The sequence below is a fragment of the Streptomyces hyaluromycini genome, from assembly GCF_002217755.1.
GTDB lineage: Bacteria > Actinomycetota > Actinomycetes > Streptomycetales > Streptomycetaceae > Streptomyces > Streptomyces hyaluromycini.
On record NZ_BCFL01000023.1, the window covers coordinates 22,788 to 37,860 of the forward strand.

The 15,073-nt window shown below is 69.8% G+C and carries 13 protein-coding genes and 4 pseudogenes; 8 read left to right on the top strand and 9 right to left on the bottom strand.

The annotated features are described in order from the left end of the window. Positions 1–56: 56 nt before the first annotated feature. Positions 57–1,913, top strand: a complete 1,857-nt coding sequence (locus SSP29_RS29215; protein ID WP_089103836.1) for a right-handed parallel beta-helix repeat-containing protein — start codon at positions 57–59, stop codon at positions 1,911–1,913. Here the strand turns inward: SSP29_RS29215 and SSP29_RS29220 are convergent. Beyond that, positions 1,903–4,452 (bottom strand): SpoIIE family protein phosphatase, encoded by a 2,550-nt coding sequence (locus SSP29_RS29220; protein ID WP_089103837.1) that lies wholly within the window; start codon positions 4,450–4,452, stop codon positions 1,903–1,905. The two genes, SSP29_RS29215 and SSP29_RS29220, sit on opposite strands and share 11 nt — an antisense overlap. A gap of 192 nt (positions 4,453–4,644) precedes the next feature. Between SSP29_RS29220 and SSP29_RS60065 the strand changes: the two genes are divergently transcribed. The 3 genes and pseudogenes from SSP29_RS60065 to SSP29_RS60070 all read left to right on the top strand — a co-directional run. After that, positions 4,645–5,139, top strand: a complete 495-nt coding sequence (locus SSP29_RS60065; RefSeq protein ID WP_245883276.1) for a GAF domain-containing protein — start codon at positions 4,645–4,647, stop codon at positions 5,137–5,139. Then, positions 5,063–5,431: pseudogene (locus SSP29_RS29225) on the top strand (SpoIIE family protein phosphatase); the annotation flags it as partial. The gene SSP29_RS60065 and the pseudogene SSP29_RS29225, both read left to right, overlap by 77 nt. Before the next feature lie 69 nt (positions 5,432–5,500). Beyond that, positions 5,501–5,731: pseudogene (locus SSP29_RS60070) on the top strand (SDR family NAD(P)-dependent oxidoreductase); the annotation flags it as partial. 38 nt (positions 5,732–5,769) lie between these two features. Here the strand turns inward: SSP29_RS60070 and SSP29_RS60075 are convergent. The 3 genes and pseudogenes from SSP29_RS60075 to SSP29_RS29240 form a co-directional block, all read right to left on the bottom strand. Further along, a pseudogene (locus SSP29_RS60075) lies at positions 5,770–5,994 on the bottom strand (carboxymuconolactone decarboxylase family protein); the annotation flags it as partial. 33 nt (positions 5,995–6,027) lie between these two features. Next, on the bottom strand, positions 6,028–6,693 hold the full coding sequence (locus SSP29_RS29235; RefSeq protein ID WP_089103840.1) for a nitroreductase: 666 nt from the start codon (positions 6,691–6,693) through the stop codon (positions 6,028–6,030). Positions 6,694–6,822: 129 nt separating this feature from the next. Continuing rightward, a complete protein-coding gene (locus SSP29_RS29240) occupies positions 6,823–7,200 on the bottom strand; it encodes an antibiotic biosynthesis monooxygenase family protein (protein WP_089103841.1) in 378 nt (125 codons plus the stop codon). Positions 7,201–7,361: 161 nt separating this feature from the next. Between SSP29_RS29240 and SSP29_RS29245 the strand changes: the two genes are divergently transcribed. Beyond that, on the top strand, positions 7,362–8,093 hold the full coding sequence (locus SSP29_RS29245) for an SDR family oxidoreductase (protein WP_089103842.1): 732 nt from the start codon (positions 7,362–7,364) through the stop codon (positions 8,091–8,093). A 133-nt stretch (positions 8,094–8,226) separates the two neighbouring features. Here the strand turns inward: SSP29_RS29245 and SSP29_RS56620 are convergent. Then, positions 8,227–8,508, bottom strand: a pseudogene (locus tag SSP29_RS56620) (phosphoadenosine phosphosulfate reductase domain-containing protein); the annotation flags it as partial. 165 nt (positions 8,509–8,673) lie between these two features. Beyond that, positions 8,674–9,171 (bottom strand): P-loop nucleotide/nucleoside kinase family protein, encoded by a 498-nt coding sequence (locus SSP29_RS29255; RefSeq protein WP_218036926.1) that lies wholly within the window; start codon positions 9,169–9,171, stop codon positions 8,674–8,676. A gap of 704 nt (positions 9,172–9,875) precedes the next feature. Here SSP29_RS29255 and SSP29_RS52605 point away from each other — a divergent pair. Beyond that, positions 9,876–10,358 (top strand): SH3 domain-containing protein, encoded by a 483-nt coding sequence (locus tag SSP29_RS52605; RefSeq protein ID WP_145968960.1) that lies wholly within the window; start codon positions 9,876–9,878, stop codon positions 10,356–10,358. Between the two features lie 1,179 nt (positions 10,359–11,537). Here SSP29_RS52605 and SSP29_RS29270 read toward each other — a convergent pair. The 3 genes from SSP29_RS29270 to SSP29_RS60080 all read right to left on the bottom strand — a co-directional run bounded on the left by SSP29_RS29270 (position 11,538) and on the right by SSP29_RS60080 (position 14,099). Continuing rightward, positions 11,538–12,209: a hypothetical protein gene (locus SSP29_RS29270; protein ID WP_089103845.1), complete on the bottom strand. Its 672-nt coding sequence runs from the start codon at positions 12,207–12,209 to the stop codon at positions 11,538–11,540. After that, positions 12,206–12,829 carry an RNA polymerase sigma factor gene (locus SSP29_RS29275; protein ID WP_089103846.1) on the bottom strand — a complete coding sequence of 208 codons (624 nt, stop codon included), beginning with the start codon at positions 12,827–12,829 and terminating at the stop codon, positions 12,206–12,208. Before SSP29_RS29275 ends, SSP29_RS29270 begins: the two co-directional genes overlap by 4 nt. Before the next feature lie 1,027 nt (positions 12,830–13,856). Beyond that, positions 13,857–14,099, bottom strand: a complete 243-nt coding sequence (locus SSP29_RS60080) for a hypothetical protein (protein ID WP_150135127.1) — start codon at positions 14,097–14,099, stop codon at positions 13,857–13,859. Between the two features lie 53 nt (positions 14,100–14,152). Between SSP29_RS60080 and SSP29_RS60085 the strand changes: the two genes are divergently transcribed. Together SSP29_RS60085 and SSP29_RS60090 are read left to right on the top strand one after the other, a co-directional pair. Continuing rightward, complete coding sequence (locus SSP29_RS60085) at positions 14,153–14,401, top strand: hypothetical protein (RefSeq protein WP_150135128.1); 249 nt, start codon at positions 14,153–14,155, stop codon at positions 14,399–14,401. A gap of 183 nt (positions 14,402–14,584) precedes the next feature. After that, positions 14,585–14,845 (top strand): hypothetical protein, encoded by a 261-nt coding sequence (locus SSP29_RS60090; protein WP_150135129.1) that lies wholly within the window; start codon positions 14,585–14,587, stop codon positions 14,843–14,845. Positions 14,846–15,073: the final 228 nt, after the last annotated feature.

Below are 15,073 nucleotides of genomic sequence, written 5' to 3' on the forward strand. Positions count from 1 at the left end.
CATTGACTCGCACATTCATCGGATGTTTCGTCGCTCACGGATGCTCCGGAGGGGCTATGTCGCGGTTCGTGTTTCTAGGAGTGGCACTCGCGTTGCTGGGAGGTGGTGCAGCCGGTCCCGTCGCCGCGGCGCCGAAACCGTCGGCGCCCGTCGTGGTCGACGTGGACGCCTACGGGGCGGATCCCACCGGCCGGACGGACTCGGCGCCCGCGGTCACCGCGGCGCTGCGGCACGCCAAGAGCCTCCACCGGCCGGTCCGGATCGTGTTCTCGAAGGGCACCTACCAGCTGTATCCCGAACGGGCCGAGACGCGTGAGCTCTACGTGTCCAACACCGTGGGCGCCGACCAGCGCTACCGGGACAAGAAGATCGGGCTGCTCATCGAGGACATGCACGACGTCACCGTCGACGGCGGCGGGGCCGAGCTCGTCTACCACGGGCTCCAGACGGCGTTCGCGTCGATCCGCTCCACGAACGTGACCTTCACGGACTTCTCCTTCGACTACGCGGCCCCCGAGGTCGTCGACGCGACCGTGGCCGGCGCCGGGGTCACCGACGGGCACGCCTACCGCGTCCTGTCGATCCCCGCCGGCAGCCCCTACCAGGCGAACGGCGCGCACATCACCTGGCTCGGCGAGACCAGCCCGGCCACCGGGCAGCCGTACTGGTCGGGTGTCGACGGACTCCAGTACACCCAGATCCACGACCCCGGGGCGCAGCGGACCTGGCGCGGGGACAACCCGCTGTTCAACGACGTCGCCTCGGTCACCGACCTGGGCCACCGCCGGATCCGGATCGACTACACCACCTCGGCACGGCCGGCGGACGCCGGGCTCGTCTACCAGATGCGCAACATCGAGCGGACGGAACCGGGCGCGTTCATCTGGCAGTCGAAGAACGTGACCCTGCGCTCGATGAACGCCTACTACCTGCAGTCCTTCGGCGTGGTGGGGCAGTTCAGCGAGAACATCACGATCGACAAGGTGAACTTCGCACCCGCTCCGGCGTCCGGCCGCTCCACGGCCTCCTTCGCGGACTTCGTGCAGATGTCCGGCGTGAAGGGGAAGGTCTCGATCACGAGAAGTGTCTTCGACGGGCCGCAGGACGACCCGATCAACATCCACGGCACCTATCTGGAGGTCGTCGGGAAACCCGGCCCGTCCACCGTCACCCTCGCCTACGAACACCCGCAGACCGCCGGTTTCCCGCAGTTCGCCCCGGGTGACGAGGTCGAGTTCACCGACAAGCGCACGATGACACCGCTGGCGGACGCGCACGCGGTGGTCACCGCGGTCGACGGGCCGAGCGGCATGGACCACGACAAGTCCCTCACCACGATGACCGTCACCTTCGACCGGCCGGTCCCCGAGGGGACCGAGATCAACGGCACGGTCGTCGAGAACATCACGGCCACCCCGTCGGTCGTCATCTCGCACAACGTGTTCCGCAACGTCCCGACCCGCGGTGTGCTGGTCACCACCCGCAAGCCCGTCCTCATCACCGACAACCGGTTCGACGGGATGTCCATGGCGAGCATCTACGTCTCCGCCGACGCCTACCAGTGGTACGAGTCCGGCCCGGTCACCGACCTCACGATCCGCGGGAACACCTTCACCCGGCCCACCGGCCCGGTCATCTTCGTGGAGCCGACCAACCAGGTCGTCGACCCGGCGCACCCGGTGCACCACGACATCAAGGTCGAGGACAACAGGTTCGACATCGGTGACGTCACCGTCGTCAACGCCAAGAGCGTCGGCGGGTTCGCCTTCACCGGCAACACCGTGCGCCGGCTGGACAAGGCCGACGCACCGCCGTACACCTCGCCGCTGTTCGTCTTCCACGGCAGTACGGGCATCCGCATCGCCCACAACCACTACGACACGGGGCTGAACACGTCCGTGGTCACGGACTGAACCGAGCGTCTCCCGAACGGCGGCCGGCGGCAGTTGCCTCCGTCGGCCGCCGTTCGTGCGCGGGTGCTGCCCCGAGGGCCCGTGCGGGTACCGGTGCGGGGGCCAGGTCTTCCTCGGCCCAGACCACCTTGCCGCCGGGTGCGGAGCGGGAGCCCCATCTGCGGGACAGCTGGGCGATCAGGAAGAGGCCGCGGCCGTTCTCGTCACTGGTGCGGGCGTTGCGCAGGCGGGGGGAACAGGTGCTCGTGTCGAACACCTCGCAGGTCAGGACCTGGTGCCGGATCAGGCGCAGGCCGATCGGGCCGCTGCCGTGGCGGACGGCGTTGGTGACCAGTTCGCTGACGATCAGTTTCGTCGAGTCCGCAAGCCCCTCCAGGTCCCATTCGGCCAGCTGACGGGCTGCCAGGCGCCGGGCGCGGCGGGCGGCGGTCTGGTCACCGGGCAGCGTCCAGCAGACGGCCTGGGCGGGGCTGAGGGTGCGGGTCCGGACCAGGAGCAGCGTGGAGTCGTCGCAGGGTGCCCGCCCCTGCCGGGTCTCCATCGCGCGGTTGCAGAGGTCTTCCAGGGAGCGGCTCGGTTGTGCCAGGGCGGTGCCCAGCCGGCGCATGCCCTCCTCTATGTCGTCGTCACGGGTCTCGATCAGGCCGTCCGTGTACAGGGCGAGGAGACTTCCCTCGGGCAGTTCCAGCTCCACGGCCTCGAAGGGGACCCCCAGTCCGACGCCCAGCGGGGTTCCGGTGGGCAGGTCGGGGAAGGTGACCCGGCCCTGCGGGTCGACGACCGCGGGCGGGGGGTGCCCGGCCCGCGCCATGGTGCACCGGCGGGTGACCGGGTCGTAGACCGCGTACAGACAGGTGGCGCCCAGCGGCGCGGGGTACTGGTCCGGAGTGTCGGCGTCCGCCTCGGCCAGTCGCTGGACCGTGTCGTCGAGGCGGGTCAGCAGCTCGTCGGGGGGCAGCTCCATGTCGGCGAGCGTGCGCACGGCGGTGCGCAGCCGGCCCATGGTCGCGGCGGCGTTGATGCCGTGTCCGACGACGTCGCCGACGACGAGCGCCACCCGTGCGCCGGACAGCGGGATCACGTCGAACCAGTCGCCCCCCACGCCGTGCTCCATGTCGGCGGGGAGATAACGCGAGGCGGTCTCGACGGCCGTGCCGCCCTTCAGACGGCGTGGCAGCAGGTTGCGCTGGAGGGTGAGGGCGGTGGTGTGCCGGCGGACGTACTGGCGCGCGTTGTCCAACGCCAGCGCGGCGCGGCCGACGAGTTCTTCGGCGAGGAGCACGTCGAACTCCTGGAACGGCCCCGGGTCCGTGGTGCGGACGAACAGCACCATGCCCAGCAGGACATGCCGCGCACGGATGGGTATCACCATCAGGGAGTGCATGCCGTTCTCGCGGATCTTCTCCGACCGTGCCGGGTCATGGTCGATCCAGGTGCCCGGAGCGGTGTCCAGGACCGGCTCCAGATGGGGCCTCCCGGTGCGCAGGACGTCGGTGAACGGTGAGGCGGGCGGCCAGGGGACCGTCTCACCGCGCCCCCAGGGGGACTCCGGGATCCCGTGCCGGACCGAGGCCAGGCCGGCGCGCCGGAACACGGGAAGGCGCCCGCCCGCCGGGCCGACCCGGACCGGGGACCCTTCGCCGCACGGGACCGACTGCTCCAGGTCGACGGCCACGTAGTCGGCGAGCAGGGGCACGGCCAGGTTGGCCAGTTCCTGGCTGGTGCGCATCACGTCCAGGCTGCTGCCGAGGCGGGTACTGCCCTCGCTGAGGATGGCCAGGCGGTCGCGTGCCCGCCGGCTCTCGGTGAGGTCGACGCTGATGACGCACACCCCCAGCGCCCGGCCGTCGGCGTCCTGGAGGCGGAAGATCGACGCCACGAACGTGTGCTCCCGATGCGGGCCCGACGGCAGCCACGTCCGGTGGTCGTGGACCTTGCCGGGCCCGCCCCGGAGAACCTGTCGCATCGCCGACTCGACTGTGTCGGCCTCGCGGCCCGGCAGCACCTCGGCGAACCGACGTCCGAGCCGCCGGTCGCGGGAGATGCCGTCGTGGCTCTCCATCGTGTCGTTCACCCAGGTGCACCGCAGCTGAGGGTCCCGCACGACGATGCCCATCGGCACGCGGGCGAGCAGCGACTCCCGCACCAGTCCGTTCGTCGGCGTCCCGGAGGCCGTGCCGATGTCGGTGACGGACACGAGCCACCGGACCGTGCCGCCCTGTCCCCACAGCATCGAGACCCGCAGGCTCACGCGCAGCCCGTGACCGTCCCGGTGCCGTACCGTCGCCGTGCCCGACCAGCCGCGCCGGGCCCGGCACTGCTCGACGAACTCCGGTGTCGTCGGGGCTTCCTCGCAGGACGGCAGTACGACCGAGGCCGACCGGCCCACGACGTCGGCGGCGGAGTACCCGACCAGCCGCTCGGCGGCCTGTGTCCAGCCGACCACCGTCCCCCGCTGGTCGAGCATCGCGATCGCCGACTCCGAGGGCTCGCGGATGTCCGGCTGTTCACAGAGGGGCATTTCGTCAGTGCTGATCATCGAAGCGTTGTCCTCGGAGGAGATGACGGTGGGGCGGACGCCTGCGGCGAGAGCGACATTCCATCGCCATTTGCCCCTTTTCTCCCCATTGACCGAATGCCGCACCGATCCGTGACAGAGGAAGCCGCCGGGAGGCTCGGCACCACCGGTCCTCCCGCGCGGAGGCGGCCGGTGCGGACGTACGGTGCTGGTATGTGCGCCATGCGGGAAGGCGGCGCGGCGCAGCCCTCCGGGCCTCGTCCGTCCGCACCCGCCACCGGGCCGGTCCACCGGGCGGAGCTGGACCGGCTGCTGGGGCTCGCCGTGCGCGACACGGGGGTGCTCGCGGGTGCGCTGTTCCTGCCGGCGTCCGACGCGCAGACGCTGCGGCTGGAGGTGACCACAGGGCTGCCGGCGGAGTATCTGACACCCTGCTTCCGGGTGGCGCTCTCCGGTCCCGTTCCGGTGGCCGAGGCGCTGCGCGAGCGGCGGCTGGTCTGGCTGAGCGACCCGCAGGAGTTCGCCCGGCGCTATCCGCGCGCGGCGATCGCCCTGCCGTACCACTACGCGGCGGCCGCGGCACCGATCGTCACCGGCACCAGGGCCTGGGGCACGCTGCTGCTCTTCTGGTCCGGCTCCGCGCCACCCGGACGGACAAGCCGAGGTCCTTCACCTGCCGCCCGGACTGCTGCTGGGCATCGACCCTGACACGGAGTATCCCGCCACCGAGATCCCGCTGACGCCCGGCACCCTCCTCGCCCTGTACACCGACGGACTCGTCGAGACTCCCGGAGTCGACCTGGACGACGCCATGTCGGCGCTCGCCGTCCCCCTCGCCCGGGCCCGGTTCCAGTCCATGGACCGGCTCGCCGAGACCCTGGTCGACCACGCCCGGCGGGCCGCTCCCCGGACGGACGACATCGCCCTGCTGCTCATCGGGCTCGCCCCCGCCGGGCACGGCGCCGCGGTGCGCCATGACGCCGGTGGGGGCACGCCCTGACAGCGCGGGGACGGAGATCCGGCGCGCGGTCGTTCCCACGGCCCGCGAGGACGAGAGGGAGGTGGGCCCATGACCGGGGCGACCGGCAGGGTGGCGCTGGTGACCGGCGCAAGCAGCGGAGTCGGTGCGACCACCGCACGGCTCCTGGCCGCACGCGGGATGAGTGCAGCAGTCAACTGTCTTCGCGGCACCGAGGCGGCCGAGGAGGTCGTGGCCGGCATCGAGGCCGCGGGCGGCCGGGCCATGGCCGTCCAGGCCGACGTGCGCGAGCTGGCGGCGATCGACGGCACGGTCGAGCAGGTCCAGGCCGTATGGGGCGGCATCGATGTGCTCGTGCACAACGCGCTCGTCCCGTATGCGGTGAAGGTGGTCGCCACCCGCCAGGCCGCGATCAGGTTGAGCCGCACCGAGGTCTCGCCCGCGTGGGCCGCCTCCTTGGTGTGCATGCCGGTGCAGAAGCCGCAGCCGTTGATCTGGCCGGCGCGGATCTCCACCAGATACTGAACGGTGAGCGGCAGGGTCGAGTCCGGCAGCGCCTTGCCGGCCGAATCGAGGTGCTTCATCGCCTTGGTCGCCGGCGAGTGCCGCGGAGACCATCAGCCTTCGAAGAAGGTGACCGTTTCGTCGAGCGGTGCCCGTCCCGTGCGAGGGTTACTCACCGTGACGTCCTCGAACCCGATCGACATGCCGCAGAAGAGAAGGAGCTCGTCCGGGGGCGACAGCACCTCCGCGACGGTCCGGTGGAACTTCGCCCAGGCCATCTGGGTGCAGCTGTGCAGCCCCTCGGCTCGCAACAGCAGCATGACGGTCTGCAGATACATACCGACGTCGGACCACTGGGGTCGGCCCAGGTCCCGGTCGATGTAGCAGAACAGGGCGGCAGGGGCACCGAAGCAGTCCCAGTTCGCGGCCGCGGCCCGCTGGCGGGCCTCCGTGTCCTCGCGCGAAATGCCGAGCGCGCCGTAGCGCTGCTCACCGAAGGCGGACCGCCGCTCGCGGTACGGGGACTTCAGTGCGGACGGGTACTGCTCGTACTCCGGCTCGTCCCAGGGATCACCCGCGGCCAGGCGTTCCCCGGCGCGCTTCTTGATCTCGGCGAGTGGCCGACCGGTCACCGCGTAGGTGTGCCACGGCTGGAGGTTCGAACCGGACGGCGCCCAGGCCGCGGCGGACAGCACGCGCTCCAGTACCTCCATCGGGACCTGCCGGTCGGTGAATCCGCGCACCGCCCGCCGGCTCGTGACCGCCTCGTAGACGTCCAAGACCGTCTGCCTCCTTGTCGGCTTCTCGCTTCGACACATTGACCGGCGGAGATCGGAAAACGTGACAGGGAGCCCGACCCGTCATGAGGCGGCGGCCGCGTCGGGCCGCGGTGATCGGTGCAACCGGACTCACCGGCCTGCGGGCGGTCGTACCTCGGCCTGTATGAACCCGTGGCTCCGCTCGACTTTCGCCACATGCAGCGTGTAGCTCCGGTACCACTCGGCCTGCCCGCGCCGCTGCGCCGCGCGGTGCTCGGCGTCGCGCCGCCACCGCGTGAGGGCGTCGGCGTCGCGGAAGTACCCGACGGTGATGGACAGCCCACCAGGAGTGTGCGCCTGGTCCATCCCCAGGAACCCGGGGACGTCCTTCACCAGGTCTTCCATGCGTGCGGCGGTCTCGCTGTAGCCGCTCTGGTCCTCGGTTCGCAACGCGGTGAACACGGCGACGTAGTACGGGGGTTCATAGGCCTCGACGGGCGCGACAGGCACTTCGGTGTGATCGCTCATGGCGCCACATTAGAACAGGGTGCGCCGGACGATCCGGGCCTGGGCGGTTGTTTGCCGGTGGGCTCCGGCAGGCGCCCGGGTCCCGCAAGTGACGGAAGCCGGATCGACATAGGGTATATATCGGACAGTAGGACAGCAGTCATCGAGGGAAGGTGCATGCCATGAAGTTCGCAGTCATCGGCGGAACCGGGCTGATCGGGTCACGGGTCGTGGCGAACCTCGACGCGGCCGGGCACGAGGCCGTGCCGTACTCCCTGTCCACGGGCGTGGACATCCTCACCGGTCAGGGGCTGGAGGAGGCCGTCGCGGACACCGACGTCGTCATCAACCTGACGAACTCCCCGACCTTCGACGACGCTTCGCTCGCCTTCTTCCAGACCTCGATGGACAACCTTCTCGGCGTGAGCGAGAAGGCCGGGGTCGGGCACTTCGTCATCCTTTCGATCGTCGGCGTGGACCAGATGCCCGATCTGGACTACTACCGGGCGAAGGTGCTTCAGGAAGACCTCCTCAAGGCCGGGCCGATCCCCTACTCCATCGTCCGTGCCACGCAGTTCATGGAGTTCATGGACGCGACCCTGGCCATGACCGCCGACGGCGACACCGTCCGCCTGCCGCCCACGCCGATCCAGCCGATCGCCGCCGCGGACGTCGCCGCCGCCGTCGCCGATGTCGCCGCGGGCAGGCCTCTGAACGGCGTCCTCAACGTCGCGGGCCCCGACGTCTACCCGCTCGACGAACTCGGCCGGCTCACCCTGTCGGCCAAGGGCGACAGCCGTTCCGTCGTCACCGACGACACCGCCGGCCTCTTCGCCGCCGCCCACGGCGATGTCCTCACCGCCCCGAAGGGTGCCCGGATCGCCCCCACCCACTACAGCGACTGGCTCTCCTGAACCAACGTCCCTGTTGACGAGGTCGTCGATCCTGCCGCTCCCCGAGTCTGCGGGGCGCGCAAGCGCGAGGCCAGAAGTACCCCTCGCGCTTGCGGTCTTCCATCGCGGCCTCGGAGAGCTTGTCGTCGGCCCGGCGGGCCTTGTCCTCGTCCCGGCGGCCGCCGCCGAAGACCGCGTCGAACTTCTCGCTCTGGATCTTCTCCGTCAGCGGAAGAGTCTGCAGCGGGTTGCGGACGCCGTCCGGACGCTCCTTGAGCACACCCCGGTCGATGTAGTCCTGTACGGAGGCCACATGGAGCCGCAGCCCATGTGCGGCCACCACACGGTCCCGGTACTCAAGGACCTCGGGGAAGTTGTGCCCGGTGTCCACATGCAGCAGCGAGAACGGGACCGCCGCCGGGGCGAACGCCTTCAGCAGCACCTTCGCCCCCGGGCCCACGGGTGCAGAAGCGCGACCGCATCTGTTGTTCAGACCTCCAGGAAGACGTGGTCCGACAGGTTCGTCCCGAAGCGGCCCGGTCCGGCACATGACCGGCGACGGACGCTCAGGCAATCGGATCCAGCAGCTTCAGCGTGTCCGTCACCAGCTGCGGAATGTCGACGGGGCGCGTGGTGTCGACGGTGAGGACGGGACCGATGCCCACCGGGCGGTCGTATCGGGCCAGCACGTCGGGGGCAGTTCGCGCCAGACGTGTGCGGGGTGTGCCATGGAGGCACGCGCGGCGAAGCGGCGGGCGGCCTCCGCAGGCGGGCAGTGGCAGCAGAGCTCGATCGGGTTCTCGGCCAGCTCCGCCAGGCGGGCGCGGACGGACTCGTCACTCGGAACGAAGTTCGACTCCAGGACCGCCGCCGGGCATTCGCCGGCCAAGGTGAAGAGCAGGTCCATCGCGGCTCGTCCCAGCCGACGCGACCAGTCCAGGTCACCCTCGGGCGGCTGGAAGGAGTCGTGCAGTGTCTCCTTGATCTGATCCTTGGACAAGAAGGCGAAGCCGAGGTGCTCGGCGAGCGGACGGCCCAGCGTGGTCTTTCCGGCGCCCGGGGCACCGGACACGAAGACGACACGTCGATTCACGGACACGATGGGGCAGATTCCTTCCTGGGTCCTGCGGTACGGGTACCCAGACATGTGACGAAGCCGCACGCGGATCCGGTCCGAAGGAGCTCAGGCCGCTCGGCCGACCACAACCCGATGTCGGCACCGGGACTGGCGTCGACCATCGCGGCTCTGATATCTGCCGAACGTAGCCCGGTACCTGACTTCCAGGCCGGTGCGACGGGGATTCCTCTGGGACAGCTTCGACGCCGGGATCGCAGCCGCTCTGGTCGGAGACCCGGACACGGCCCGCGAACACTTCGAGCGAGTCCTTCGAGAGAACCCGCCGGCCCCGTGGACGGTCCCAGCCCACGACAAGGCACGCGAGCTTCACGCGATCGCGCCAGATCGCGACGCCGTGACTGACTGGGTCACCCGGGCCGTCGACTCATGCCGGAACAAGCTGGGCCTGGATCCTGCCTGACGGTCACCAACAGCCGCCGTCACACGAACATCGACAGTGACGCTGCGTACGTGACCACGAGAAGGGGACCAGAGCCCATTCTCCCGCACCCCCGAGGGATGGGCGTCGGTCGCACCCGGGGAGGAGTCGCTGCGCAGGTACACGGCGACTCAGGCGGGCAGGGTCTGGTCGGGCTGGGCAGCGGTGCGCTGCTCGGCGGAGCTCATCGGCGAACCGCGCAGGTCAAGGCCGTCAGTGGTGACGTCGTTGATCTGTTGGAGGGCTCGTGCGCAAGGTTTCCACAAGGTCTGTGACACACCGTAGAGGAACCTTCCCGGCGGTCATCCCGATCGACGGCGCAAAAATTCCGCTCGCGCAAAGGACCTGTATGAACCGTCGACACAAATTCGGCGCCGGACTCGCAGCCATCGCGCTGGCCGCCGGTGGCATATCCGTCGCCACCGCCTCGCCGGCTGCTGCAGCAGTCGCCTGCGGGCCGACCGCGCCCGACAAGGACACGGGCACTGCGCAGGTAATCAACCGGGATCCAGCCTACCCCACCGGAGTCGCATTGCGGACCGGCCCCGGCAGCAACTGCTCGCTCATCGTCCGAGTCCCCTGGAGCGCTTGGGTCGACCTCAACTGCTACCGCATCGGCCAGTCGGTCAACGGTTACACGACATGGTCCGCCGTGCACTATGCACAGTATTTCGGCTGGATCTCCGACGCCTACCTTTCCGGCGCCGGCACCAATAAGCCCTGCGCGTAATAGATTCAGTGAGCCGGTGACGTCGCCGGGAATGGTCGGGGTGCTGACCATCCCTGTGGATCTCCGTCTTGATTGAGCGATCGCCAACGAGCTCGCCCGCCCAAGGGCTTGGCCGACCGGCGACGTCCTGGACGCCGATGCGGGTGTCGCGGACCTTGCGGACCAGGCCGGGCAGCGCGCCGCAGGGGGGAGCCGCGCAGCCGCTCGGCCCGTTGGGTCGCCCCGGCGACGAACTGCTTGCGCTGCATCTCGCGGATGCCGAGGCATGGCGGTGTGAAGGTTGCTCGCCGGTCGCAGGAGCGGACGTGGCCGCCGGAAGGATCCTGCAGCCACGTCCACCAGTCACGGCCGAGGAAGTCGCATCGCCTTGACACTGCTCGGCCGGGCGGCCTGTCGGAGTGCGTCCGCATCGCTCGCCCCTCGGACAGCGCTGGAAGGCGCGATCGGCAGGCGCGGATCACAGCAGGGGTTGGGGCAGGGCAGGAAGACCACCAGCCCGATGATGTCGGATTCGGTACGGCGGGTGCCGCGCAGGATGCGGGCTGGGGCGGTGCGCTGGTTCTTGCCCGGCGAGGATGGCTGGGAGCTGGGGCGCATGGAAGGCTTCTCTTTCGTACGTCGTCATGGTGGGGAGTCCGCCCGGTCGGTGGCCTCGGAAGCCGGTGGCCGGAACGGGACTCCCCTGCTCTTCTTCCGGTCTTGCGCTGCGGGGCCTGTACGGCAGCCCGCAGTGAACTCCCCGGATCACGGCCGATTGCCGCTCAAGCCTCGCCGAGGCCTCGGAGGGGGCGGTTCGGGGAGTCGGCGGGTTCTGTCCTCCTCGCCGCTGCGGTCTTGGCTGCCGGGATCCCGATGGCCAGATCCGCCCAAAAGGTCTCGCGGTACACGTTGGCTACCCCGTACCGGATATGAGCCAGATCCGCGGGCGTCAGGGTGTCCCGCCGCGGAGACATGCCCACCGCCCTGATGGGGATCCTGACGGTGAAACGGGAAGCCGGATCCGTCCACTCGACGTAGTCCAGGCCCGGCACACCGACCGGGGCATCCGTCGGATTGAAGATCACAGGACGATTCCTCTCGCTGATCGAGTGTGAGCCTCTGTTCCTGGGCCCGGCAGAAGGCCGCACCGGCAAAGAATCTTCAGGGCAGACGTGATCCACATCACCCAACCGGGCGGATTCAGCGCCCGGCGGCGAATTCCTGCAGCTGGTCGACCAGTTGCCGGTCGGGCCGGGCGACGATGACGAAGCGGCCGGGTGCGCGGGCGGCGAGCCGGTCGACCTCGTGCTCCAGGCGGCCGGTGGGGGCCAGGGCGGTGGAGCCGTTGGTGCGGACGTAGCGGGCGAAGAGTTCCAGGCCTTCGAGGAACGCGGCGTCGGGCGGTGCGGTGTCGGCCATGGAGTGGGTGAGCTGATGGAACCAGTGCCGGGCCCGTTTGGATTCGCCGAGGGCCAGGTGGTGCAGGTGGAGGCAGTAGGCGGCGGCACGGCTGCCGGCGCCGGCGGCGAGCTGCCACCAGAACTGGGCGGACTCGGGGTGGCGGGTGAGGTAGAGCAGGCAGGCGAAGGCGAGGGCGCCGTCGACGTCGAGGTGTTCCTCCGTCAGAGGTCCCTGGTCGGGGCCTTCTGCGATTTTGGCGACGTGGTCGGCGACGGCCGGTTCGTTGAGCACCCACCGGCACACCACGCCCAACCGCTGGCCGGCCTGTGCGGCGCGGGCGATGTCCGTGGTCGGGGTGCGGCGGCGGGCGTCGGCGGCGAGCCGGCGCAGGCCCGCGGCGACGTCGAACCGGCGCGGGGCTGTGACGGGCAGCCGGACCTCGTTCAGCAGGGCATCGAGTGTGGTGGTCACGGCTGTTCCCCATTCTGCGGGCGCTTCTTGCGGTCGTCGGGCAGGCCGAGCTTGAGGCGCAGGCGTTCCTTGCCGCGGCGCAGGTGGTGGCCGACGGTGCGCTCGTCGATGCCGACGTACCAGGCGACCTTGGCGGTGGGGTAGCCGAGGATGTAGCGCAGCACGATCACCTCGAACTGACGGTTGGGCAGTTCCGCGATCGCCTCGTACAGGCCGCTGGTCGACTCCATCTTCTGCAGCTTGTCCCGGGCCGTGGCGAGCGCCGGGGCCAGCGCCTGGGCGATGGGCCCGTTGATGACGAACGCCGGGGCCCGGCCCTCGCGGTCGAGGCGGTCGTGGACGGCCCGCCGCACGATCGCCCAGGCGCCCTGCTCCAGGGAGCCCGAGCTGAGCAGCTGTGTCCAGCCCGCGTGGATCTGGAGGAACACCTCGTGGACGACCTCTTCGGCCACCTCTCGGGTCCCGAAGTGGACCTCCGCGTAGGCGTGGAACGGCTCCTGGTGTCCCAGGTAGAAAGCCTCGAAGTCCAGCGGCAGGTCCAGCGACAGGTACATGTCCTGCCCCAGCCCCGCACCCTGGTCTGGGGCAGGGGCGCCCTGTGGGGCGTCGTCGTTACTCACACAGGCCTCCCGGCGGCACGGCACATGGGCAGGCTCTTCCTCTCCAACAAGGGTCGGCTGGGACCGGCGCCAACTCCTGCGCGCCGACGGCCCGTTGGGCCTGAGACCCACCTAAGTGATTCACGCGGCCGATCACTCACGGCGCACAGAAAAAATCACCGACCGCCCGCGCACGGCAGCATGCTGCAACCTTCAACAAGCACTGCTAGTCACCCTCAGTAGTGCCCTGACCAGGCCCAACTCGTCCGAGGGGCGATGCGAACAGCTCTACGTATCCTCGGCGTGTTCTGCATCACACCAGGTCCATCACCCGGCGCGCGCCCAGCACACATCGGCGCGCACACGCACCATGCACACCCCTGAGCTTCACTTAAGGTGACTACACGACTATCTGCTGAATACCTGCGGCCCGAAGCGTCGTGACTCACCGGCCCTCGACCCGCGCAGTGCGACGGGCCCTCCCCTTGCCGGTAAGCATCGACACCACGCCCCGCATCACAGCCCTCACCAGGCACTTTCCGGCTGGTCTTCCGTGTCACGGAAGCCTTTTTGCGCACCCCCGGAGGCGCATCTTTCTGACCTGCGCTTGTGCGGGGGCGATGAGGCGGTGACCTGCTAGGACGGGTTGCAGAGGCGAGCGGAGGCAGTCAGAGGAAATCACTCTGATTCGACCCCGGTTCGACCCAAGTCGCTCGGAGGCAGTCAGGGGCATCCACCCCTCCAACTGCCTTTTGAGCGAACCAAGTTGGACGGCGTGAATCACGGTGGCGACTCTGGCCCGGCTCCGGCTCGTCTCCGGTCGAGCTGCGGTGGGGACGCCTGTCTCTGATCCGGGGCCAGGCATCACGAAGCCTCCAGGACGGCAATCCTGGAGGCTTCGCCTGGCACCGATCGGAGGTCGGTCCGGACACCACCCGCGGTTCAGCGGGCCTGGGTGGCGTCCACGTCCTTGCGAGACGACCCCACCGTGCCACACAGCACCCACCAAACGAACCTCCAGCAAACGTCACTTCGCCCATCCAGCCCATCAGGCCTCTACCACCTCCCCCCAGCAGCAGCCGATCTTGTCCTGCTCGGCGACCTCACCGGCCGTTACGCCACCGGCAGTTACAGCCGACTCGCCTCCGACGGGCGGACCCTGGTCCTGCGCGGGGACCGCCAGGGCGCGGCCGAGCACGGGCACCGGATCACCGCGGCCATCGCCTGCCACGTCGCCCGCGCCGGTGGCAGCCTCGACCAGCTCACGCAGCTCCTGCTGCACCCCGAGCACGAGGCGGACTGCACACCCGCACCATCGCGCTGCGCTCCGGGCAGTCACGCGCCGTGGACTACATCCGCCGGGTCTGGGCCAGCGCCTCCGCCACCGTCGGCACCACCTTGAAGCTGGACTCGCGACACGACGCGTACGAAGTGCTCACCGGGCTGCGTGACCGCGTCGAGACCACGCCCTGGCCCGGGGAGCGGGGCAGGACCGCGTTGCGGGTTCTGCGGGCGCATCTGAACTTCGCGGAGGTCGCGGGTGGTCCTGTGCACCACGCCAGTGAGCGGCAGACCGCCGAAGAGCCACCGTGAGCGCCTGGGACGCCTTCGTCATCGTCGTCGGCATGCTCAAGGGCGGCACCGGCAAGACCACCAGCGCCTGGTTCATCGCCCTCTACTACGCCGTCGTCCTCGGCCTGCCCACCCTCCTGCTGGACGCCGACGCAACCAGCCAGTCCGCCTACGACTGGTTCAAGGTCGCCCAGGCCGCCGGCTATGAGATCCCCCGCCAACCCGGTCATCGAGCGCTACCCCTTGGACGACATCGCCGAGTACATCCGCACCAAGCGCGCCGAGTTCGGCGCCATCGTGGTCGACGCCGGCGGCAGCGCCCGCATCTTCCACGAAGCTGTCACCGAAGCGAACCTGCTGCTCGTCCCGGTTGCCCCCACCAAGATCGAACGCCGCAAGCTCGTCACCGCCCACGTGGTCACGGTCAAAGCCGACGACCGCACCAGCCTGTCCAGTCGGGCATAGGACCAGCTCCTCGAACCGGACCAGGGCGAGGGCATCGGCCCGGACCGGACGAGGCGTTCCCGCTCGCCGAGCCCACCATCCATTCCTGGGTCCATTACATGGAGGCCTTCGGCGAGATCCCGACCGAACTGAGCGAGTACGCCGAACTCATGAAGGAGCTGACCCAGGCATGACCGAGCGAATGAAGCCGCCCGCCCGCCGCAACGGCGGCCGCGTCTGGGCGGGGCC